This is a genomic window from Brucella sp. HL-2, from assembly GCF_025846885.2.
In the GTDB taxonomy this organism is placed as follows: Bacteria; Pseudomonadota; Alphaproteobacteria; order Rhizobiales; family Rhizobiaceae; genus Brucella; species Brucella quorumnocens.
This window is the reverse complement of record NZ_JAOYTK010000009.1, coordinates 105,222-126,330: the sequence shown is the minus strand read 5'-3', so window position 1 is coordinate 126,330 and position 21,109 is coordinate 105,222. Positions and strand designations below refer to the sequence as shown.

The window sequence follows — 21,109 nt, the reverse complement described above, 5'->3', positions numbered from 1 at the left end:
ACGCGACGAAAGCTTAATCGATGCGGATTGTCACGAAACGCAGCTCGCCTGAACGCGAAGCAAGCATCAGAAGTGCATTCTTGCGGCCCTCGCGGCGCAAAGCATCAATCCGCTTCTTCACATCAGCAGGTGTCTTCACAGTGACCTGACCGATATCGACAATAACGTCACCTGTTTCGACGCGCTTCTCACCGGCAGCGGATCCCGGAGCGACGTAAAGCACGGCAACACCTTCCACATCTTCAGCGATGCCAAATTCACCACGAACATCATCATTGATCTCCGCAAGCTTCATGCCCATCACAGTCGTAGCGGCTTGCTCTTTCTGGTCTTTTTTCTGAGTATCGGGTTTTGACGCATCGGGCGCTTCTGCGCCCTCTTCGCCCTCTTCCATGTCTGGTGGAGGAGCCTGATCTTCTGTCGCCGCTTCAGTGCTCTTGTCGTCTTCAACCAGACGACCGAGTTTGACCTTTATGGTTTTCTCTTCACCATCACGAACAACAACAACATCAACCTCATCACCGACAGCACTTTCGGCCACAAGACGCGGCAGATCCCGCGCGCGTTCAACCGGCTTGCCATCATAGCGGATCACAACGTCACCAGCCTTGATGGCGGTATTGTCGACGCCTGAATTTTCAATCAGTCCGGCGATCAACGCGCCCTTCGCTTCTTTTAGACCAAGGCTCTGAGCAATATCTTCGGTAACCGGCTGCAGGCGTACACCAAGCCAGCCACGACGCACTTCGCCAAACTCTTTCAGCTGATCGATGACACCGACAGCCATTTCGGCAGGAATTGCAAAACCAATACCAATCGAACCACCCGACGGCGAATAGATTGCCGTATTGATGCCTATTACCTTGCCATCCATATCGAAAAGTGGACCGCCGGAATTACCCCGGTTGATCGCGGCATCTGTCTGGATGAAATCGTCATAAGGACCGGACTGAATATCGCGCTTGCGGGCCGAAATGATACCGGCTGTAACAGTGCCACCAAGGCCGAACGGGTTGCCGATCGCCAGAACCCAATCGCCAATGCGCGCCTTCTCAGAATTACCAAACTGCACTGCGGTGAGCTTATGTTTGGCCGGGTCAACTTTCAGCACAGCGAGATCAGTTTTTGTATCTTTGCCGACAAGTTCGGCCTTGAGCTTCGATCCATCAACGAAATTCACTTCGATTTCATCGGCATCGGCAATGACGTGGTTGTTCGTGACGATATAGCCTTTTTCGGCGTCAATCACAAAACCGGAACCAAGCGACTGCACTTTGCGCGAATCGTTGCTCTTGTTGCCATCCTTGTCATTGAAGAAGTCGTTGAAGAACTCCTGAAAAGGTGAGCCTTCCGGCACTTGCGGCATTGGTACGCCGCCATCGCCTTCGCCGTCTTCCTTGACTGTCTGCGATGTTGAAATGTTTACGACCGCATCCAGGAGCCCTTCGGCAAGATCGGCCACGGAGCCAGGTCCTTGGCGTACCGGCGCAATCTGTTGTGCCCCACCTTGCTGAGCAACCGCTGGCGGCATGCCAATCGCCACTGTCCCTGTAAAACTCATCGCTCCAAGAGCTACGGTTGCTAAAAGGGTGCGAGCAAATCCCGCCTTGGGTGCAATTGCCATGAAGCTCTGCTCCGTTTCTGTCTGCGGTAATAAATCGAAAGGATTAGATCGCTGCAAAATACGGCCTGTTTACGGCCCCGCATAGAGTGGCGAGCAGAAATATAACGGATGAAGTGGCTTATCCCCTGACAAGCCAGACAATAAAGACGCCGATTGCCAGCGCTGTAAGCCCTGCAATCCTCAACATGCTTTCGGGTGTCTCGGATGCATCCCGCGCAAGCTTCTTGGCGAAAAAAGGAAAGCCGCCGTAGAGCAGCCCTTCGAAGACGAAGAGAAGTCCTACGGCGGCTAGAAAATCGCTCATTTGCGATAATCTCTCTTACTGCGACGGCGTTGCCAGTTTTCCACCAGCATCACGGAAGAACTTGAAGAACTCCGAATCCGGTGAAAGTACCAGCGTTGTGTCGGGCGTCTGCAGCGCTTCGCGATACGCGGCCATCGAACGATAGAAGGCGAAGAAGCCCGGATCTTTCGAGGCAGACAGAGCGAAGATTTCACTGCGCTGCGCTTCGCCTTCACCGCGAAGGATTTCCGATTCCTTGTGCGCTTCAGACAATGTTTCGACAACCTGACGATCAGCAATAGCGCGGATACGCTGAGCTGCTTCACGACCACGAGCTCTGAGACGTTCTGCTTCGGCAAGACGTTCTGCCTTCATGCGGTCATAGGTCTGCTGCGAAACTTCAGCAGTCAGATCTGTACGACGAATACGAACGTCTTCAATGGTCAGACCAAGTGAAGTCGCATCGGCACGCATCTGGTTAGCCACTTCACGCATCATGTCGCCACGCTCTTCGGAAAGCGCCGCTTCAAAGCCACGCTGACCGTAAACGCCACGCAATGCTGCATCAAGGCGTGTACGCAGGCGCTGCTCGGCAAGCAAAGTGCTACCGGAAACCGTTTCACGGAACTTGCGGGCATCGGTGATGCGATAGACGAGGAACGCATCCACGTCATAGAACTTGCCGCCCGAGACCTGAACGCGAATATCGTCGAGGTCGAAACGCAGGAGACGATCATCGATCAACTGCACTGTATCTGCATCAAGGAAGCCGAACGGCAGCTTGAAATAGATACCCGGCTCGGTCTTCACGGCAACGATCTGACCGAAGCGCAGTACGATTGCCTGCTGGCGCTCGGTTACGATGAACGTCGCCGAGTAGAGAAGGAAGACGATGACGGCAATGATACCGCCAATAATCGGAAGCCTGTTCTGAGCCATTACTGTGCACCTCCGCCAGTCGTAGTCGCGTTTACACCGGGGCGCGGTTGCTGACGCATAAGTTCATTCAGAGGCAGATAAGGCACGACATCTTTTCCGGGTTCCACGATAACTTTCTTCGTGCTCTTCAGTACCTGTTCCATCGTTTCAAGGAAAAGACGGTTACGGGTGACTTCCGGCGACTTCTGGTACTCACCAAGAACCGAGGTAAAACGCTGTGCTTCACCTTCTGCTTCCTGAACGACACGGGTTTTGTAAGCTGCCGCTTCTTCGCGAAGCTGGGCTGCCTCACCGCGTGCCTGACCAAGCCGCTGGTTGGAGTACTGATTGGATTCTTCAACGAAACGATCTTCGTCCTGTTCCGCACGCTGCACTTCATCAAAGGCATCAGCCACTTCGCGTGGCGGCGCTGCATCTTCGATGGAAACGGCATTCACCTGGATACCGGCATTATACCGATCAAGCGTGGCCTGAACGATTTCGCGAACGCTCTGCGCAATAGCTGCACGATTGTCACGGAAGACATCCTGAGCCGGCCTCCGGCCGACGATCTCACGGATCGCACTCTCGGAAACCTGCTGGACCATCGAGTCAGGGCTATCAACGTTAAACAGATAAGCGCGTGGGTCCGATACGCGGTAAAGAACCGAGAACTGAACGTTGACGATGTTCTGATCACCGGTCAGCATCAAGCCCTGCGTGGCGTTACGCGAGCCCTGTCCGCCAATATTGATCTGCTTTTCGACGATCTGCGCCTTTTCATAGGTTTCGATCGGCCACCAATGGAAATGCAGGCCCGGCTCCGAAACTTCTGCCTTTGGCTTACCAAAGCGCAGTTCAACTGCGAGCTCGTCCGGCTGTACGGTATAGATGGACTGGAAAAGCCAAAAACCCAGCACCGCGGCACCGATGAGGAAAAATACGCCGCGATTGCTGCCGCCCTTGCCACCGCCGCCACCTGGGAAAACCTTTTTCAGACGGTCCTGGCCCTTGCGAAGAATATCCTCGAGATCAGGTGGCGTGTTCTGTCCACCACCGCGCGGTCCTTTCGGTCCCTGCCCCCAGGGGCCGCCGTTGCCGCCGTTATTATTGTTATTGTTATTATTATCGCCGCCGCCACCCCATGGGCCACCGCCGCCGTTCTGATTACTCCAGGGCATCCTCACCTCTCGTCCGGGAGACGGGAAAGCAAGCGCCACCTCCCGTCATCAACTAATGTTACCGTTTTATAGGCATCGCGAGGGCCGCTTTCAACGTAAGGCGGCAAATTTCCTGCGTTATAATTTACGCAACACGCCGTTCATACCGAATATAGCGTGTTGGATGGCTATCTTTTTCACCTGCGGGCACGTCCTCGGTCGAAATGGCCTGCCAAATTTCCGAATCGATTTCAGGGAAATATGTGTCACCATCGATCGTGGCCACTACGCGGGTGAGATGCACCACATCTGCCAATGGTAGCCCCTGAGCATAGATGTTGCCACCACCAATAATGCAGACTTCATCGACACTGAGCTCAGCTGCAAGCTTGCGTCCGATATCTATTGCATCTTCAAGCGAACCGACAACCAGTGCGCCTTCCACACTAAACGCGGCGTCGCGTGTCACAACGATATTGGGTCGTCCCGGCAAAGGGCGACCGATGGACTCCCATGTGCGGCGCCCCATGATGACAGGTTTGCCCAATGTCAGTGCCTTGAATCGCTTGAGATCGGTCGACAGCTTCCATGGCATGTCGTTGTCACGACCAATGACATTGTTTTCAGCAGCAGCCACGATGATCGATACAATCGGCTTCCGAGTTGTCATGTCTTACACCGCAATCGGAGCTTTGATCGTTGGATCGGCTTCGTATCCAACAAGTTCAAAATCCTCAAAACGGAAATCAAACAGGTCTTTTACATTTGGATTGATCCGCATCGTCGGCAACTGCTTCGGGGTGCGGGTAAGCTGCAGACGCGCCTGCTCGAAATGGTTGGAATAGATATGCGCGTCGCCCAGTGTGTGAACGAAGTCACCCGGCTCAAGGTCTGCCACCTGCGCGATCATCATCGTCAGCAGCGCGTAGGATGCGATGTTGAACGGAACGCCCAGGAAAATATCCGCCGAACGCTGATAAAGCTGGCAGGAAAGCTTGCCGTCCGACACATAAAACTGGAACAGGCAATGACATGGCGGCAGAGCCATTTCATCGACCAGTGCCGGATTCCACGCAGAGACGATCAAACGTCGTGAATTAGGATTTTCCCGCAACATCTTTAAAAGATTCGCGATCTGGTCAATGTGGCGGCCATCTGGTGCAGGCCACGAACGCCACTGATAGCCATAGACCGGACCGAGATCACCATTTTCATCGGCCCATTCATCCCATATCGAAACGCCGTTTTCCTTGAGATAAGCGATGTTGGTATCGCCTTTGAGAAACCACAGCAGTTCATGGATGATTGAGCGCAGATGCAGCTTTTTCGTCGTCAGAACCGGGAAGCCTTCGGCCAGATTGAACCGCATCTGATAGCCGAACACCGAGCGCGTGCCTGTTCCGGTGCGGTCCCCACGGTCAGAACCGTTGTCGAGCACATGCTGGAGAAGGTCGAGATAGGTGCGCATAGGGATTACTTTCCGGGCCGATTCGTTTTGACACCACTATAAAGAAAAACCTCGGCGCGACGAGGCACCGAGGTTTCAAACTCCACAGGGGAGTGAAAAGATCAAAGGTCGCCGAGCTTACCGAGCTGCTTGGCTACCAGATAATAGAAGGTGACGCGGTGCTTGTTGCGATCGCCCTTCATGACTTCCGCCACGTGATTGACCACTTCTTCGGCTTTTGCAGCATCAGCAACACCGAGCTTTTTCGCCACCCAGCTATCGCGAACGCGCTTCAATTCTTCCGGGTCCGTCGCCGAAACGAGAGAGGAATCGCGATTGCGCAGCGCAATACCGAGATGCTTTACGATCTTCTCGACAACGGCTTCATCTGCACCAGCATCATAACGACGGACATCCGCGAGATATTCACTCATATATCCACTCTCCTTCGATTGGGCCTTTGCCCCGTTTAAACCTCCGCCAGAGCCGGAGAATTTCGATCCCTATCAAGCCATGCACCGATAGTGTCACGAGGATTGACCAGCGGAAGCTGGCTGTCAATGAAAAATGAACGCAAAAAGCGAAGCCAGTCGGCCGCCAACAACCTGTAAAATCACAACTACCCTCTTCCAATCACGAGGAAGGACGCCTATATACGGCGTGTCAGCGCAAGCTGACTATGGTGATAAATGGACGATGTAATAAACCTATTGGACCCGGGGGCGGTACCCGGCGCCTCCACCAGAACACAAGATGCTTCAGAAGCAAGTTGTGCTGTGGCGGGGGCGAAATAGGATCGACAAGGGTGTAAAGATCGCTCTTTTGCTCGGCATGATACCACCGTTATCGGGTCAATTGAGTAGTTGCAAATGACAACAAAGCTCAGGGTTACGCTCTCGCTGCCTAATGGCGGTGCGGGAAACCCACTCTAAAGCCCTTAGGGTTAGCACCTTAAGGCGGGGTTCGGAGGCACCTGGCAACAGAAGCCTCCACTTTCCCTCATCAATTGAATTTTTAGTCTTCGGGCCTTTTAAGGCGAAGCCATTTCGCGCTGGATAAAGCTTAAAGCGCGTCGCATGATCATACTTGAAATGCGACACGCTTTAGCAACGTCAGACGATAGCTGGTTCGGTTTCGGGCACTTGTGTTTCCGTTACCTCTATCTCCGCTGGTTGTGTTTTGGACGAAAGTGCAATCATTGCGATGATGAATGCAAGGACAGCACAAGCCGCTATACCAGCAACCATCGGCAATGGTGATCCGTCGAAGACAGCGCTCGTCACGGCGATGGCCAAACCGCCAATGACAAACTGCAATGTACCCATCAATGCAGATGCAGTTCCGGCGATCTCGCCATAATCTTCAAGCGCAAGCACTGCCGTTGTCGGAATGACCAAGCCTAAAAAGCCATAGCCGACGAACAGGAACGCCGCCATCACATAAAGCGACTGATAGCCCAGCAGAATGACTGCGAGTAGCGCCACCATGGATGTGGCAAAGCCGGTTACTGCCATCTTGACCACACGGCGCAGTCCAAAGCGTGCGCCAAGCACCCCATTGAGCTGAGAAGCCGCGAAGAATGACACGGCATTGACGGAGAACGCGATCGCATATTGGCTCGGCGTCAGACCGTAATGGTCGATAAGCACGAAGGATGAATTCGCCAGATAGACGAAGAATGCCGAGATACCAAAACCGCCAATGCTGACCAGGCCAAGGAAGTAGCGGTCTTTGAGCAGGCGCGCATAGCCGCTGAGCGCACTACTAATATTGCTCTCAAGTCGCGCTTCCGCGCCACGTGTCTCTTTGAGCAGTGATCCAATAAGCGCAATGCCAATCAGCGCCGCAATAAACACCGCCCAGAACACGCTGCGCCATCCAAAAAAGCTGATCAGCACAGAGCCGGTGAGTGGTGCCAGAATTGGAGAGATGGAGAAAACCAGCATCAGCAGAGACATGAGGCGTGCCGCATCCACTCCGGTGTGCAAATCACGCACAATCGCGCGTGGAATAACGGAGCCGGACGCAGCGCCAATGCCCTGTACAAAGCGGAACAACACCAGAATATCAATATCCGATGCAAAGGCTGATCCGATACTACCGATGGAAAACAGAACCAGACCGCCATAAAGCGGCAGCTTGCGTCCGATCATGTCGGAAAGAGGTCCAAGGAAAAGTTGTGCCAGCGCCAATGCCAGAAAGAATGCAAGCAGACTCATCTGCACCGCGCTCGTCTCCGCATGGAGATCTGAAGCGATTGTCGGTAGTGCAGGCAGGTACATATCTATAGCAAACGGACCAATAGCGGACAAAAGGCCGAGAATAATCGCATTGCGCACGAGACCAGAAGTCATGGGGAGGAGCGCTTTCATCAATGTTTCGTGAGTCGCCTGTTGCGATTTTGGACACATTCAGGCCCGCGGCACCGCTTGGGAGGATGGGAAAGCCAAAGTCCAAATATCGCAACAGATGTTCTATCCACATGTTACTGCTGCATATTTTTAATAATTTCTGTGACATTTCCGGCCCCCAACCGGATATCCCAGCCTTTAAAAATAGTGTAGCAATCGCCACAATGGACGGATTGTCAAAACCGTTTTGACACAACTGTAAAATTAGACACTATTGTCCAAACCGTCAAGTCGTCTTATGTTAAGGATATGAAACCTACTGACATGCTCGATATCGCCGTTCTATCGGATAGACCCGCTACCCTTCCCAAAGGGGTGAGTTCCACGGTCATCAAGCCGGGGCAATGCATGAAGCGCGACTTCATTCTTTGCGCTGCTGCTCGCGTTTTTTATCGCGATGGCTTTCAGGGTGCGAGTATCGATCTGATTGCCAGTGAGGCCGGTGTATCTCGCCAGACGATCTATAATCACTATCGTGATAAAGAAGCACTGTTGGCGGCCGTTGTGGATGACGCTTTCGACAGGATGATGTCGAGCCTTTTTGCTGTCCTCGCAACTTTTCCGCAATCGAGCGAAAATCTTGAAGAGGACCTTATCGCCTTCTCCATCAGGATGAGTCGCAATTGCGTTTATGATCCCTCGACTGCATTTTTACGCAAAGTGTTTCAATCCGACGAGGACGCTCTTCCACTGGGTGCAAAGCTTTGCAGCACAAAAGGCCCCGCACAAGGTGTGCCCGCTATTGCAGCCCATCTGGCGCGACTTGCTCTTGCGGGCGATTTGGTGATCGAAGACCCAGACCTTGCTGCCCGTCACTATCTGGCGCTTATCAATGCCGATATCCATTACCATCTCCTGACAGGCCAAAGCATCGACGATTCTATAATTGAGCAAAGCTCGATCAATGGCGTGCGTACATTTCTGATGGCTTTTGGTAAGCGCTCATAAGCTGCGTACTTTGCCTTTCAGCATCGTCAAATTCGCGCCCTGATTGCTCTTTCAGTCCCACCATCGTGGGAGTTGAGCTTTTTCACGATATAATTTTCAATTCCCCTGAGAACAAACTTGACATCAACCCGCGAATCCGTGGGATAAGCAAAATATGGTACAGGACCTGATCCGTTATGATATTCTAGCTCAGGAAGCCCTACGTGGCGTCATTCGCAAGGTTCTTGCGGAAGTGGCGACGACTGGCTTGCCTGGAAACCACCACTTCTTCATCACGTTCCTCACAGGAGCGCCTGGTGTACGCATTTCATCGCGCCTCAAGGAAAAATATCCTGAGCAGATGACAGTTGTGTTGCAGCACCAGTTCTGGGACATGCTGGTTACGGACCAGCTGTTTGAAATCGGCCTTTCCTTCGGCGATGTGCCTGAAAAGCTGACAGTCCCCTTCGCCGCTATTCGTGGTTTCTATGACCCATCAGTGAATTTCGAGCTGGAATTCGATGTGTCCGTTGTCCAGCCGACGAGCGACAATGATGAAGGCAGCAATATTTCTTCGATTGAGCTGATCTCCTCTGAGGAAGCTCCGGCAAAGTCGCCGAAATCAAAATCCAAGCCGCGTAAGACTGCGGCTGAAAAGGAAGATGCTGCCGCCAAGGATAAAGAAGCAGCTGACGGAGAAGATACGGAACCCAAGCCGTCTGCAGATGTTGTCTCGCTCGACTCCTTCCGCAAAAAGTAAGTCTTATCTTATTCTGAAACATTCTATGCGCCGGTAGAAGAAACTTCTGCCGGCGTTTTGCTTTTTGTGCTTTTAAAATTTCTAACTCGTCATCGGCCATCGCATGGTAATTGACTTTAATCAAAGCGTGCAGATTATTATTCTGTAAATACTGGAGCACATCCGAAAAGTGGGAACGGGTTTTCGGAACAAGATGTGCGTAAAAACAAAAGATAGAGCATTTCTAATGATTCAATTTAAACTGGAAATGTTCTGGCTCGACGGCAACTCATCTGGATCGGTTTTAATATGCTGCGTTTAATAGCTCAAATTGTCTTATGGTTTAGCGGCATCGTTGCGGGCTTCTTTGTCGCCAAAGACGCGCCGAATTTTCCGCTGTGGCAGATGACTTTCGGACTACTTCTGCTCGTGATACTTTCACTGCTGATATGGTGGTTCACCAATCCGAAAACCCCAGAAAAGTAGAAGCGTCGAGGCCGTTATCCCTCTGGCGGCTTAGCTACAGCAGGCATTCATGAGTGAGATCATCAATCTGCGCCAGTTCAAAAAGAACAAGGCGCGTGCCTCCAAGGAAAAGCAAGCTGAACAGAACAGAGTTCTGTTTGGCAGGACCAAGGCCGAGAAAGATTTCGCGCAAGCAGAAACCCGTAAGACCGAAAACTTTCTCGCAAACAACAAGCTCGATTCGCGCGATAAACCGGATGAGAACACGTGAATCAGTCAGCCCGCTTGCGAAAGCGCTCTGTCACTATTCGCGGCCACGCCACGAGCTACACGCTTGAAGAGCCGTTCTTCGAAATCCTTGAAGAAATAGCACAGAAACGACAGGTTTCCGTGGCATCACTGATTGCCGGGATCGATGGACAGCGTGATCGCACGATCAACCTGTCATCCGCCTTGCGCCTCTATGTTCTCGACTGGCTGAAATCGAGACTTCAGATTTAGAACATAATCCGACCGGAGTGACCCGAGGATCGATAAGATTATGCTTCGAATAAGATGCGGTAGAGCGCCGATCTGCTTCAATCAGATCGAAACGCGCTCTAAGGCTGAAGACTTGGCGCCGTAGTCGGCGATTGCTCCAGATCCTTCAGAAACTCATTCAACGACTGTCCACCCTGCTGCCCGTTGAGCTGAGCTGGCGGATTGCCGCCAACTGCGGGACGCTGTGCCTCGAGAGCGTTTCGTGCAGCCTGTTCGCGTGCTTCGGCTTCCGCCTTGCGACGTGCTTCTTCTTCCAGCCTCAAACGTTCACGCTCCTGCGCATCCGATGAAAGCAGATCAAGCTGACGACGCAGGCGCTGCTTCTCCATGATGCTGGCCTGCATGGCCTCGACGCGTTCCTGTTCCCGCTCAAGCGCGCGCTGCGTTAGGAACTGGACCAACGGCTGACGATCGAACTGAACCGATGGTTCCTCATAAAACCCACCGATTGAATACCTGAGATTGGCCGCACTGCCAGACTGCGTATCTTCAGCCTGCTTGAAAGATAAGCTGCCTTCACCGCTCAAACCCAATGTGGAGAGATCCAACTGTAAATCCCCTGCCAGCACCGTGTCACCGGAATTAAGGCTAATCGGTGCCAGTCGGGCAATGCCACCGGCGACAGTGAAATCAAACCGTGCGTTACCAGCAGCAAAGCTTCCCTGACCGACTGCCTTGTCTGCAATCGCCGCAAACTGCTTTGCATCTAGTTGGGAAGCGCCTGCAGGTTGATCGCCCATGGCATCAGCCGCTGTAAGCATCCCCGCGAAAGCATTTTGATCAAGGCCATTGATCGCAAAGTTTTCAACATCTGCACTGCCTGATCCTGCGAGAGATGAAACAAGATCGGCCACGCTCGTACCGCTACCATTCAAAGACAGAGCGGCTTTCACCGTACCTGAGAAGGGATTGCTACCGTCTGGCAGACGGTAAAAATCCTGAAGCGCAGCACCGCTCCATTTGAGATCGGAGGTCAAAAGCGCAGTCTTATCATTGTTGCGCAGCGAAACATTGCCAACCAGATAGCCGCCGGCCCAATTACCTGTCAGCTCGCCAAGCGTCAGATCATCCATGCCCTTCTGGAGTCGGGTAGAAAAATCGCTCAAAACTCCAAACCCATCCATATGAGCCTGTGCTGCGTTAAGCTTCATATCAATGAGCAGCGGCAAGGATGGTCGCACAGAAAATGGTGTCTTTGGCCAGATCGATACTTTTGATGCCTTTACAGGCTCAATAGCCTCCTGCCCCAACATGATCGCTGCCAGACTACCAAGCTCGATAGAAGCCAGTTTGGCCTCACCCTTGAGTTGTGGCAGACCGCTATCGGAAAAATTTGCTTCTATGCGCGCCGAAACATCATCTCCGCCGAGCTTGCCAGAAAAGTTCGGAAAGCGAAGAAGGCCTTTTGCAAACTGGAAATCGCTGGAAAGATCAGCGGACAGCCCCTCGCCAAATCCCGGCAAAGAATAACCAGCTGTCGCGATAAATGGCTGCAAATCGTCAGATTTCAACTGAGCCTTACCGCTTGCGGCAATATCGCCTCCAACTAGCGAGAGGATGCCATCGGCGGCAGCCGTTCCATCGGGCGCCGTTAGCTTAAGTTGTGTCCGCATACCGGCGCTCGGCGCACCCTGCATGGTTAAATCCGCCGTCAACTCACCAGCAAGCCCCAAAGGCAGTGACGGCAGGCCCAGAAGCGCGAGAACAGTTTCTCCGTTCTGAGATGTTGCAGTTCCGTTCAGCTGCATCTGCATCGGATCACTCTCGGAACTCCCGCCACTCGTGGTGCCTGAGAGATCCAGCTTCATCCCGCCCGCTTTGCCGGTCACGCTGAAAGATGCTTCACCGCCCTTGGCGGGGGTCTTTGTGTTCGCTTCTTTGGTCCGCGCACTCTTGTCTGTGCCAGCATTCTTGCCAGCACTGTTGTTTGCAGAAGCGACTGGCGCAGCATCACCATTCGGCGCTGCGACTGCATTGGCAATAATGTTAATTTCGGTGTCATCAAACAGGCCCGGATAATTGTCCGCACGTGCCGAAAGCGACCTGAAAAATGGGATTTGTGGATGACGATGCGCGACCAGCGTCAGAAAATGCGACAGATCTGCAGACAGCAAAGTCGCATCCAGCGTACCTGACGGCGCAGACGCAAACGGCTCATAGGCACCCGTCGCCGTTAAAGTCGTACCGGCTACATCGTTGACCATCAGGCGATCAAAATCAAAACGTCCACCATGCACGCGCACAGCAAGATCAACACTACCTGCTTCCATATCCTCGTACTGAACTGGCCCTGCCTTGAAACCGATATCAAGCGCCTGCCCTTCAAGAGAAGCCATGCCATGACCGCTTGAGAAAAAGCCTGTAAAGGCCCGCAACGCATCGCTATCGACTGCGCCACCATGAAGCCTAAGCGTAACAGCTGGCTCAGCAGAGCCAGCGACTTGTCGCAGGAAGCTGCCTTTCAGCGACGTTTGCCCCAATCCGACTTCAAGTTCGTCAATACTCTGCATGCCATCACGCAGATCGACTTTGCCGGAAAAGCCGACGCTATCAAGTTTGCGGATCGATTCATCGACAGTCTCATTGAGCCATGAGGCAAGTCCTGATGGCTGGCGCGAAGCCACAAGCATATCGCCTGCAAAGCCAAAATCCTTACCAACAGAAAGCTTGCCCTTTGCTTCAACCTTCGTGCGTCCCGGCAGATCAGCGGAAAACTGGCGGATATTCCAGCCGTTGCCGTCAGGGCCTGCACTGATCGTCACGGAGCGAATTGTGGTGCCACCGGCAATCACCGCAGGCAAACGCAGTTCCACGTTGCCGGGCATTCCGGGGATTGGTAATTGTTCAAGCATACGGCGGACAAGTGCCACACGATCACCGAGCGGCACGGGTGTAACAGCCTGCTGGTCTTCCGTGGTTTCGACGGGACCCCAGAAAATCTGCTGTCCATCGGCGCTGATATCAAAACGCGGCGTGTCGCCGTAATCAATAAATGCCTTGCCGTTTACCACATAAGGATTATCGGCAGGCCCTTGTTCCATACGGAATTCGCGGGCATCAAACCGGCTTCTGTCCGCCTCGAACTTGCCCGACAGCCGTAAATCGCTAAAAAACGGCTTCTCAGTTGGTGTCTTCTGATTTTTGGTATTCAGTGCAACGGCATCCGCCGAACGAAGCGAGAAGTTGCCTGCATAGTTGAGACGCCCCTCCTTCAAAGTAATATCGCCATCTGTTTCAAAGGATGCGGGAATTGCATCGGGAGAAATACGTGCCCGCAGTCGCAACGAACCATCGGGCTTTGCCTCACCACTGTTGAGATCAAGCGCGAGCTTCTGCCCTTCAATATCCAAAGTACCATTGGCCTGCCAGGGCCCGGAAAGACTATTCGCAGACATCACCGCATTGATAGATGTCGCCGTATGAAGACGTCCGCTTGCTTCATCATGTAGGGTCGCTGTGCCGTCCAGAATTGAAAGCCGCTCGACCTTGATATGGGCCGGATCAATTGGCGTGGAAGGACGAATTGCCCAATCCACCTTACCGTCCTTATCGAGGGAAACAATGGCCTGCGGGCGCTCAACGCGCATATCGAAAATCAAGAGCTGGCCGCGCAGAAACGGCATCAATTCTGCATCCATCGAAAACGTATCAACCGTCATCACCGGACGGGCGACATCACCTACGCGGACATCGGAAAATGCCACAGAAGGAAAAGGCAGTAGACGCGCACTCACATCACCCGTCACATGCACCGGACGGCCAAGTACCCGGCTTGCTTCACGTTCGAAATCGGCACGGTAGCCGCTCCAGTCAACAAAGGGCGGCACGACAAGCGCTGCCGTCAAAAGCAACACCAAAAGCCCTCCGACGATGACGAATATGCGGCCCAAGAAAAAACTCCGGTATTGTGCGAATTTCAGAATTACACGAAAACAAACGGTGAATCACGCTCTCGTTACAGCGCAACATAAAGCATGAGCCCGGAAAGTGTGAAATGCTTTTCGGGTCTAATCATATTTCTGCAAAAACGACATCAGTCCGGCGATAACAAGGCCCGGCGATAACAAGACAAAGTGCCTCACGCCGAGCCGAATTAAAAACCTGATTGAATCAACGTCTGAAAAACGCTCACCAAACCGCTGATTTGATTCACGGAATAAGAATCTTGCCGGGGTTCATAATATTGTCCGGATCAAGCGATTTCTTGATCATGCGCATGTAATCAGTCGCCTCGCCAAGCTCCATGGGGAGGTATTTCATCTTGCCCTGGCCGATACCGTGCTCGCCCGTGCAAGTGCCTTCCATAGCCAGAGCGCGCTTGACCAGTCGATCCATGAACTCTTCCGCCCGCGCCATTTCCGCTGCGTCATCCGTATCGAGTAGCAGAAGAAGATGGAAATTACCGTCGCCGACATGGCCGACCACCGGGGCGATCAGTCCGCTTTCAGCCAAGTCTTTTTCGGTCTCTGCGATGCAATCGGCAAGGCGCGAAATCGGTACGCAAACATCCGTCGAGACACCCTTGGCACCCGGACGCAGAAGGAAGGAGGCCAGATAGGCATCATGCCGCGCACGCCATAGCCGGTCGCGCTCTTCAGGATCATTGGTCCAGCGAAATTCACCTCCGCCATTTTCGGCAGCAATTTCACCAAAAATTTCCGCCTGCTCAGCAACGCCGGTTTCCGTGCCGTGAAACTCTACGAACAAATAGGGTTGTGCTTCATAAGGCAGTTTGGAATGCAGGATCAACGCTTCCATCTGAAGCTTGTTGACCAGCTCAATGCGTGCCACCGGAATACCCATCTGAATGGTTTCGATCACTGCACGGCAGGCCGATTCAACATCGGGGAATGGACAGATGCCGCCCGATACTGCCTGCGGGATGCCCTGCAGTTTCAAAGTAAGCTCGGTGATAATGCCGAGCGTACCTTCCGAGCCAATCAAAAGTCTGGTGAGATCGTAACCCGCTGCGGTCTTCTTCACGCGCTTCGATGTTTCGATCAGGCGACCATCCGGCATGACAGCTTTGAGCGCCATTACGTTTTCGCGCATGGTGCCATAGCGAACCGCATTTGTACCGGAAGCGCGTGTAGAAGCCATGCCGCCAAGCGTTGCATTCGCACCCGGATCAATTGGAAAGAAAAGCCCAGTATCGCGCAGATATTCATTCAATTCCCGTCGCGTGATACCCGGCTCTATCACACAATCAAGGTCTTCTGCATGAACCGCCAGAACACGGTTCATCCCAGTCAAATCGATCGACACGCCACCGGCAGGTGCATTTACCTGGCCCTCAAGCGAGGAACCGGCACCAAATGCGATCACCGGCACCTTATGCTCGGCGCAGATGTGAACGACATCCTGCACGTCTTGTGTTGTCTGTGCGAAAATGACGATGTCGGGTGCCTGCGTCGGCACATATGTCGTCGTGTGGCCATGCTGCTCGCGGATTGCCTGCCCGGTCTGGGCGCGTTCACCAAAACGTTGTTTCAGGATAGCAACAGCGGCTGCAATGCCCTCCTCATTTCGCTGAAGGGCAACCACATTCTGAAGCGACATCGTTCATTCTCCGTATTTCAATTTTCAAACAGCGGTCAAAGCCAGCGCGACCGGGTCCTGTCCCAGATGCTCGGCAATGGCCCGCACGACAAGGTTATGATCTTCGCGTTGCGGCAGACCAGAAACAATGGCCGTTCCGATAACGCCCGCTCCTGCAACATGGATTGGGAAGCCTCCGCCCGCCAATGCATAATCCGCTACATCCAGCGCCTTGTGTGCGGCAAACATTTTGTCGTCGCGGTTCTGCTCCAGAACAAGGCGATAGCTCGAAGCATGAAAGCGACGCACCACGTTGAACTTGCGGCGAAGCCATTCCGTGTTATCGACCGTGGTTCCGGCTGTCGCAGCGAAGAACAAACGGCGATCCCAGAGCGATATATCAATGGCGACTGGAAGCTTCTGCTTTACAGCCAGATCACGTATCCGCTGGCCCAACGAAAACGCGTCGTTTTCATTAAAAGACGTGAAAATCAGCGCCTGCTCCTGTCGGATGATCTGCTTGATATCGTCACTCTGCGGCATGATCAATTTTCTCCCCTGAGCACGTCGCGGAAAAGTGGGAACCGGTTTTCCCATAACGACATGCTGAAAGTAAAATTTAAAGCGCAGCGCGCTTTAAGCTCAATGTGAGTTCTTTTGCGCCCTCATTCGCATGATTGCAACAGGCGAACAGTGTCATCAAACTTGATTGATGGGACACAAGCGGCTAGTGGAACTTTATGGCTCAGAACCCAAATATTGATGTACCCGCAAAAGGTGACCGCATACCGGAGTTTGTGGAAACCGCCGTCTTTAAACGCGATGTATTTTCCGAAACCCGCGCAGGCTATTTTGCAGGCGAACCCGACACACGTATCATCCGTCGTGTGGTCAGCGCTGCACCATGGTGGTCGAAGCCGCTTGCATGGGTTCTGGCGCGGCGCGAAATCCGTGGCCTTAAGACCGTGCGCGGCATCGAAGGTGTTCCACAGCTTCTTTATACCGACCGCGATGGGCTCTATCGTTCGTGGACGGAAGGCACACCGCTGCATCTTGCGCGTCCATCCGATCCAAAATGGTATCGTACAGCACACCGTATTCTACGCGACATGCGGCGCCTTGGCGTTACACATAATGACCTTGCGAAACCACAAAACTGGCTTATGACGCCAGAAGGCGAAGCAGCCGTCATTGATTTCCAGCTTGCAAGCGTGCATCGTCGTCGTGGTGCGTTTTATCGCCTGCTGGCCTATGAAGATTTTCGCCATCTCATCAAGCAGAAGCGCGCCTTTGCTGCCGATCTGATGACGCCGACCGAGAAGCGCATTCTTGCACGCCGTTCGCTGCCGTCGCGTATCTGGCTGGCAACCGGCAAGAAGGTTTATAATTTCGTCACCCGCGGTATCTTCAATTGGTCAGATGGTGAAGGCACAGGCGACCGGATCGACAATGAAGGCCCAACCATCATGGCCGCCCTCAAATCCGATCCGCGCGTAAAGGATATGGCGCTGGCGCTTTATTCGCTGCCAGCGAAAGGCGTTGGCCTTTATGCATTCGTTGAAACGCTGGATGCGGACGAAAAGAGCCTGCGCGCGCGCCTCAAAGGCACCAAACTCGAACTCATCCAGCCGGTAGCACATTTACCGCGTCGGGCTGATGGTACGATCCGCGATGACATCCTTCGTCTGATCGCAATGAACCAGATGACAGAACTCGACGACCTGCTCAGTCGCGAGCCGGAAATGCGTGGTCTGGTCGAAGCTCTGGCTTCACACCGCCTCAATTTTACCGACCGCCGCGTCACGCAGCTCGAATAGTTTAACGCTTTCGCTGGTTTTTCATCGGCGAATCACTACATTCGGTAGCAATGTCCGATTTCCCTGATGATATGCCGTTCTTCGGCAATGAAGCACCGGCTGACCGCGCGCCAGCTGCCGGAGGCATTGCTGCGCGTGCTATGGCAGCGCGCAACCAGCAACGTGGTGAACCTGATTATTTGCAGGGCCTGAATCCTGAACAGCGCCAGGCCGTTCTGACCACCGAAGGTCCGGTTCTGGTTCTTGCAGGTGCAGGCACTGGCAAGACACGTGTGCTTACCACCCGCATCGCGCATATTTTGACGACTGGCCTTGCCTATCCAAGCCAGATCCTTGCCGTGACCTTTACCAACAAGGCTGCGCGCGAGATGAAAGAGCGTATCGGCCATCTGGTCGGCGGCGCTGTCGAAGGCATGCCATGGCTCGGCACGTTTCACTCCATAGGCGTGAAGCTTTTGCGCCGTCATGCGGAACTGGTGAACCTCACTTCTGATTTCACCATTCTCGATACCGACGATGTGATCCGGTTGATCAAGCAGCTTATTCAGGCCGAAGGTCTGGACGACAAGCGCTGGCCGGCTCGCACTTTCGCCAACATGATCGATGGATGGAAGAACAAAGGCTTTGGCCCTGCAGATATTCCGGAAGGCGATGCGCGTTCGTTCGGCAATGGCAAGGGCCGCGAGCTTTATCATTCCTATCAGGAGCGTTTGCGCACCCTGAACGCCTGTGATTTCGGTGATCTGCTGCTGCACCCGATCCGCATCTTCCGCACGCATCCAGACATCCTGCGCGAATATCATGCAAAGTTCCGCTATATTCTGGTGGACGAATATCAGGATACCAACACCGCCCAATATATGTGGCTTCGCCTGCTTGCTCAGCGACCGCAATCAAGGACGACGGCACCAGTGCGAGCCGGTGATCAAAGCGAACTCGGCGCGAGCGAAAACAAAGTAAACTTGTGCTGCGTTGGTGACGACGATCAGTCGATCTATGGCTGGCGTGGTGCGGAAGTGGATAACATTCTCCGCTTCGATAAGGATTTCCCTGGCGCAGTGGTTATCAAGCTTGAGCGCAACTATCGCTCGACAGCGCATATTCTTGGCACAGCCGCTCATCTCATCGCGCACAATGAAGGGCGCCTCGGTAAGACACTTTTCACCGAAGCACCAAATCCCGACGATCCGAAAGTCAAAATCCACGCTGCTTGGGATTCTGAGGAAGAAGCCCGTGCAGTTGGCGAAGCGATCGAACAGGCGCAGCGACAGGGCCATTTGCTCAACAACATGGCGATCCTCGTGCGCGCATCGTTCCAGATGCGCGAATTTGAAGATCGCTTCGTGACGCTCGGCCTCAATTACCGGGTTATCGGTGGTCCGCGTTTCTATGAACGCCTCGAAATCCGCGATGCAATGGCTTATTTGCGCGTCGTGGCCCAACCCGCAGACGATCTGGCCCTTGAGCGCATCATCAACACGCCGAAACGTGGCCTTGGTGAGGCAGCAATCCGTCAGGTGCATGACTATGCCCGTGCACGTGACATTTCGATGTTTGCTGCCGCCTGCGATCTGGTGGAAACCGAAGAACTGAAGCCCAAGCCACGCTCGGCTCTGCGCGAAGTGGTCGATAATTTCCGCCGCTGGCAGTCGCTCATCGACAATACCCCGCATACGGAACTAGCAGAAAACATTCTGGATGAGTCTGGCTACACGGCCATGTGGCAGAACGATAAATCAGCAGAAGCACCGGGACGTCTCGAGAACCTCAAGGAACTTATCCGTTCCATGGAGGAATATGAGAGCCTGCGCGGTTTCCTTGAGCATGTCGCGCTCGTCATGGATGCTGAGAAGAACGAAGATATGGATGCCGTCAACATCATGACGCTCCATTCCGCAAAGGGTCTGGAATTTGAAACCGTCTTTCTGCCCGGTTGGGAAGAAGGACTGTTTCCGCACCAGCGCGCACTGGATGAAGGCGGACGTTCAGGCCTGGAAGAAGAACGCCGTCTTGCCTATGTGGGCGTGACACGGGCCAAAAGGAACCTGCATATCTGGTTCGTTTCCAACCGTCGTATCCATGGCATGTGGCAATCGACTATTCCGTCACGCTTTCTGGAAGAGCTTCCTGAGCCGCATGTGGAAGTGGCCGAGATGGAAGGCAACTACGGTGGCTATGGCAATAGCGGTTATGGACAGTCGCGCTTCGACAAGGCCGATCCGTTCCAGAACACCTATTCAACGCCCGGCTGGCAGCGCGCGCAACAGAACCGCACGGAAGCGACGCGTAACAATTGGGGCTCACGTTCCGGTAGCAAGGTAGAACGCATCGGCTATGGCGAGACGGATTCCGGCTTTGGTGCCGGTCGTGGTTCTGTCAAAGGCCGCACGATTGACGGTGAACTGGTTGCGAAATCGGTAGCCGACAAGCCGTCAGACTATTTCGTTGGCGACCGCGTGTTCCACATCAAGTTTGGCAATGGAACAATCGCAACAATCGACGGCAACAAGCTCACCATCGATTTCGACAAAGCTGGCCAAAAGCGTGTTCTCGACAGCTTCGTCCAGCGCGCATAATCCCTAAGATAAGAACAGCCGGGCCTACTCCGGCTTTCCTTGTTCCCAAGTTACATCACCCTTGAAAAGCGGAACGGTTGAGAGCGATGTCTTGGCCGATCCGTCCTGCACCTGCGTAGCGTGTGCGAGATACAGCAACGTATTGTTTTTCTGATCGTAGATGCGCGTGATGACCAGCTTCTTCCAAATCAGGCTCGTACGCTCTGAAAAGACCCGCTCGCCACCCTTGCCGAGCTTGATGTCGCCAATGGTAATCGGGCCGGATTGCTCGCAGGAAATCGAGGCGTTCGAAGGATTTTCAAACCAGTTGCCTTTTTGCAATCGGTCGATCATCCCGCGTGAGAACGATGCGAGATAACAGGTTACGCCCTGCACTTTCGGGTCCTGCACGGCATCTACCACAATGTCATTACCAAGCCAGTCAACACCAACCTGGCCAACCTCCTCGGCAGAAACAGCTGCTGAGGCCCCGAGCAGTAACATCGGTGCAACCAGGAAACCGGCAAGCTTACTCAATTTGGACATTCGATATCTCCAACAATCTCCACACGACAAGTGGAGAAGCAAATCAGGCAATGCAAGACGGCCGCACTTAAAGCGTGTCGCGTTTGATCATAATATTGCGACACGCTTTAATTCTTTGTTTTCAAGCACGAGTTTATCC

18 protein-coding genes and 1 other RNA gene are annotated in these 21,109 nt (G+C 53.5%); 7 read left to right on the top strand and 12 right to left on the bottom strand.

Going from position 1 to position 21,109, the window contains the following annotated elements; all coding sequences use genetic code 11:
- Nucleotides 1–13 precede the first annotated feature (13 nt).
- The 7 genes from OIV19_RS12845 to OIV19_RS12815 all read right to left on the bottom strand — a co-directional run bounded on the left by OIV19_RS12845 (nt 14) and on the right by OIV19_RS12815 (nt 5,866).
- Entirely contained in the window at nt 14–1,624 is a 1,611-nt protein-coding gene (locus OIV19_RS12845) for a Do family serine endopeptidase (RefSeq protein WP_264231870.1), read from the bottom strand.
- Nucleotides 1,625–1,742: 118 nt separating this feature from the next.
- On the bottom strand, nt 1,743–1,928 hold the full coding sequence (locus OIV19_RS12840; protein WP_264231869.1) for a DUF2065 domain-containing protein: 186 nt from the start codon (nt 1,926–1,928) through the stop codon (nt 1,743–1,745).
- Between the two features lie 15 nt (nt 1,929–1,943).
- Nucleotides 1,944–2,846 (bottom strand): protease modulator HflC, encoded by a 903-nt coding sequence (gene hflC / locus OIV19_RS12835; protein WP_095446931.1) that lies wholly within the window; start codon nt 2,844–2,846, stop codon nt 1,944–1,946.
- Entirely contained in the window at nt 2,846–4,006 is a 1,161-nt protein-coding gene (gene hflK / locus OIV19_RS12830; protein ID WP_095446932.1) for an FtsH protease activity modulator HflK, read from the bottom strand. Before hflK ends, hflC begins: the two co-directional genes overlap by 1 nt.
- 124 nt (nt 4,007–4,130) lie before the next feature.
- Nucleotides 4,131–4,655 (bottom strand): dihydrofolate reductase, encoded by a 525-nt coding sequence (locus OIV19_RS12825; protein WP_264231868.1) that lies wholly within the window; start codon nt 4,653–4,655, stop codon nt 4,131–4,133.
- A gap of 3 nt (nt 4,656–4,658) precedes the next feature.
- On the bottom strand, nt 4,659–5,453 hold the full coding sequence (locus OIV19_RS12820) for a thymidylate synthase (protein ID WP_095446934.1): 795 nt from the start codon (nt 5,451–5,453) through the stop codon (nt 4,659–4,661).
- A 101-nt stretch (nt 5,454–5,554) separates the two neighbouring features.
- Entirely contained in the window at nt 5,555–5,866 is a 312-nt protein-coding gene (locus OIV19_RS12815; protein WP_095446935.1) for a DUF2853 family protein, read from the bottom strand.
- A 189-nt stretch (nt 5,867–6,055) separates the two neighbouring features.
- Here OIV19_RS12815 and ssrA point away from each other — a divergent pair.
- Nucleotides 6,056–6,426: a transfer-messenger RNA gene (gene ssrA, locus OIV19_RS12810) on the top strand.
- A 118-nt stretch (nt 6,427–6,544) separates the two neighbouring features.
- Here ssrA and OIV19_RS12805 read toward each other — a convergent pair.
- Nucleotides 6,545–7,786: a multidrug effflux MFS transporter gene (locus OIV19_RS12805; RefSeq protein ID WP_095447927.1), complete on the bottom strand. Its 1,242-nt coding sequence runs from the start codon at nt 7,784–7,786 to the stop codon at nt 6,545–6,547.
- A 306-nt stretch (nt 7,787–8,092) separates the two neighbouring features.
- Between OIV19_RS12805 and OIV19_RS12800 the strand changes: the two genes are divergently transcribed.
- The 4 genes from OIV19_RS12800 (at nt 8,093) to OIV19_RS12785 (ending at nt 10,475) form a co-directional block, all read left to right on the top strand.
- Complete coding sequence (locus OIV19_RS12800) at nt 8,093–8,791, top strand: TetR/AcrR family transcriptional regulator (RefSeq protein ID WP_264231867.1); 699 nt, start codon at nt 8,093–8,095, stop codon at nt 8,789–8,791.
- A gap of 154 nt (nt 8,792–8,945) precedes the next feature.
- Nucleotides 8,946–9,530: an SspB family protein gene (locus OIV19_RS12795; protein ID WP_095446938.1), complete on the top strand. Its 585-nt coding sequence runs from the start codon at nt 8,946–8,948 to the stop codon at nt 9,528–9,530.
- 514 nt (nt 9,531–10,044) lie between these two features.
- On the top strand, nt 10,045–10,245 hold the full coding sequence (locus OIV19_RS12790; protein ID WP_095446939.1) for a DUF4169 family protein: 201 nt from the start codon (nt 10,045–10,047) through the stop codon (nt 10,243–10,245).
- Nucleotides 10,242–10,475: a ribbon-helix-helix domain-containing protein gene (locus OIV19_RS12785; protein ID WP_095446940.1), complete on the top strand. Its 234-nt coding sequence runs from the start codon at nt 10,242–10,244 to the stop codon at nt 10,473–10,475. The genes OIV19_RS12790 and OIV19_RS12785 overlap by 4 nt, the downstream gene beginning before the upstream one ends.
- 98 nt (nt 10,476–10,573) lie before the next feature.
- On the opposite strand, the gene OIV19_RS12780 is transcribed toward OIV19_RS12785, so the two are convergent.
- The 3 genes from OIV19_RS12780 to OIV19_RS12770 all read right to left on the bottom strand — a co-directional run bounded on the left by OIV19_RS12780 (nt 10,574) and on the right by OIV19_RS12770 (nt 16,595).
- The gene (locus tag OIV19_RS12780; protein ID WP_264231866.1) at nt 10,574–14,404 is read right to left on the bottom strand and encodes an AsmA family protein; all 3,831 of its coding nucleotides are present in this window, start codon (nt 14,402–14,404) and stop codon (nt 10,574–10,576) included.
- A gap of 259 nt (nt 14,405–14,663) precedes the next feature.
- Nucleotides 14,664–16,073, bottom strand: a complete 1,410-nt coding sequence (locus OIV19_RS12775) for an FAD-binding oxidoreductase (protein ID WP_095446942.1) — start codon at nt 16,071–16,073, stop codon at nt 14,664–14,666.
- Nucleotides 16,074–16,097: 24 nt separating this feature from the next.
- A complete protein-coding gene (locus tag OIV19_RS12770) occupies nt 16,098–16,595 on the bottom strand; it encodes a heme-degrading domain-containing protein (RefSeq protein WP_095446943.1) in 498 nt (165 codons plus the stop codon).
- Nucleotides 16,596–16,792: 197 nt separating this feature from the next.
- Between OIV19_RS12770 and OIV19_RS12765 the strand changes: the two genes are divergently transcribed.
- Both OIV19_RS12765 and OIV19_RS12760 read left to right on the top strand, forming a co-directional pair.
- Nucleotides 16,793–17,869 carry a serine/threonine protein kinase gene (locus tag OIV19_RS12765; protein ID WP_264231865.1) on the top strand — a complete coding sequence of 359 codons (1,077 nt, stop codon included), beginning with the start codon at nt 16,793–16,795 and terminating at the stop codon, nt 17,867–17,869.
- Between the two features lie 50 nt (nt 17,870–17,919).
- On the top strand, nt 17,920–20,445 hold the full coding sequence (locus OIV19_RS12760; RefSeq protein WP_264231864.1) for a UvrD-helicase domain-containing protein: 2,526 nt from the start codon (nt 17,920–17,922) through the stop codon (nt 20,443–20,445).
- Nucleotides 20,446–20,469: 24 nt separating this feature from the next.
- Here OIV19_RS12760 and OIV19_RS12755 read toward each other — a convergent pair whose 3' ends face one another.
- A complete protein-coding gene (locus OIV19_RS12755; RefSeq protein WP_095446946.1) occupies nt 20,470–20,970 on the bottom strand; it encodes a CreA family protein in 501 nt (166 codons plus the stop codon).
- Nucleotides 20,971–21,109 lie beyond the last annotated feature (139 nt).

Bases quoted from the DNA above. Each gene is read 5' to 3' on its own strand.
- OIV19_RS12845 (WP_264231870.1), bottom strand. From the start codon at position 1,624: ATGGCAATTGCACCCAAGGCGGGATTTGCTCGCACCCTTTTAGCAACC.
- OIV19_RS12840 (WP_264231869.1), bottom strand. From the start codon at position 1,928: ATGAGCGATTTTCTAGCCGCCGTAGGACTTCTCTTCGTCTTCGAAGGG.
- hflC (WP_095446931.1), bottom strand. From the start codon at position 2,846: ATGGCTCAGAACAGGCTTCCGATTATTGGCGGTATCATTGCCGTCATC.
- hflK (WP_095446932.1), bottom strand. From the start codon at position 4,006: ATGCCCTGGAGTAATCAGAACGGCGGCGGTGGCCCATGGGGTGGCGGC.
- OIV19_RS12825 (WP_264231868.1), bottom strand. From the start codon at position 4,655: ATGACAACTCGGAAGCCGATTGTATCGATCATCGTGGCTGCTGCTGAA.
- OIV19_RS12820 (WP_095446934.1), bottom strand. From the start codon at position 5,453: ATGCGCACCTATCTCGACCTTCTCCAGCATGTGCTCGACAACGGTTCT.
- OIV19_RS12815 (WP_095446935.1), bottom strand. From the start codon at position 5,866: ATGAGTGAATATCTCGCGGATGTCCGTCGTTATGATGCTGGTGCAGAT.
- OIV19_RS12805 (WP_095447927.1), bottom strand. From the start codon at position 7,786: ATGACTTCTGGTCTCGTGCGCAATGCGATTATTCTCGGCCTTTTGTCC.
- OIV19_RS12800 (WP_264231867.1), top strand. From the start codon at position 8,093: ATGAAACCTACTGACATGCTCGATATCGCCGTTCTATCGGATAGACCC.
- OIV19_RS12795 (WP_095446938.1), top strand. From the start codon at position 8,946: ATGGTACAGGACCTGATCCGTTATGATATTCTAGCTCAGGAAGCCCTA.
- OIV19_RS12790 (WP_095446939.1), top strand. From the start codon at position 10,045: ATGAGTGAGATCATCAATCTGCGCCAGTTCAAAAAGAACAAGGCGCGT.
- OIV19_RS12775 (WP_095446942.1), bottom strand. From the start codon at position 16,073: ATGTCGCTTCAGAATGTGGTTGCCCTTCAGCGAAATGAGGAGGGCATT.
- OIV19_RS12770 (WP_095446943.1), bottom strand. From the start codon at position 16,595: ATGCCGCAGAGTGACGATATCAAGCAGATCATCCGACAGGAGCAGGCG.
- OIV19_RS12765 (WP_264231865.1), top strand. From the start codon at position 16,793: ATGGCTCAGAACCCAAATATTGATGTACCCGCAAAAGGTGACCGCATA.
- OIV19_RS12760 (WP_264231864.1), top strand. From the start codon at position 17,920: ATGTCCGATTTCCCTGATGATATGCCGTTCTTCGGCAATGAAGCACCG.
- OIV19_RS12755 (WP_095446946.1), bottom strand. From the start codon at position 20,970: ATGTCCAAATTGAGTAAGCTTGCCGGTTTCCTGGTTGCACCGATGTTA.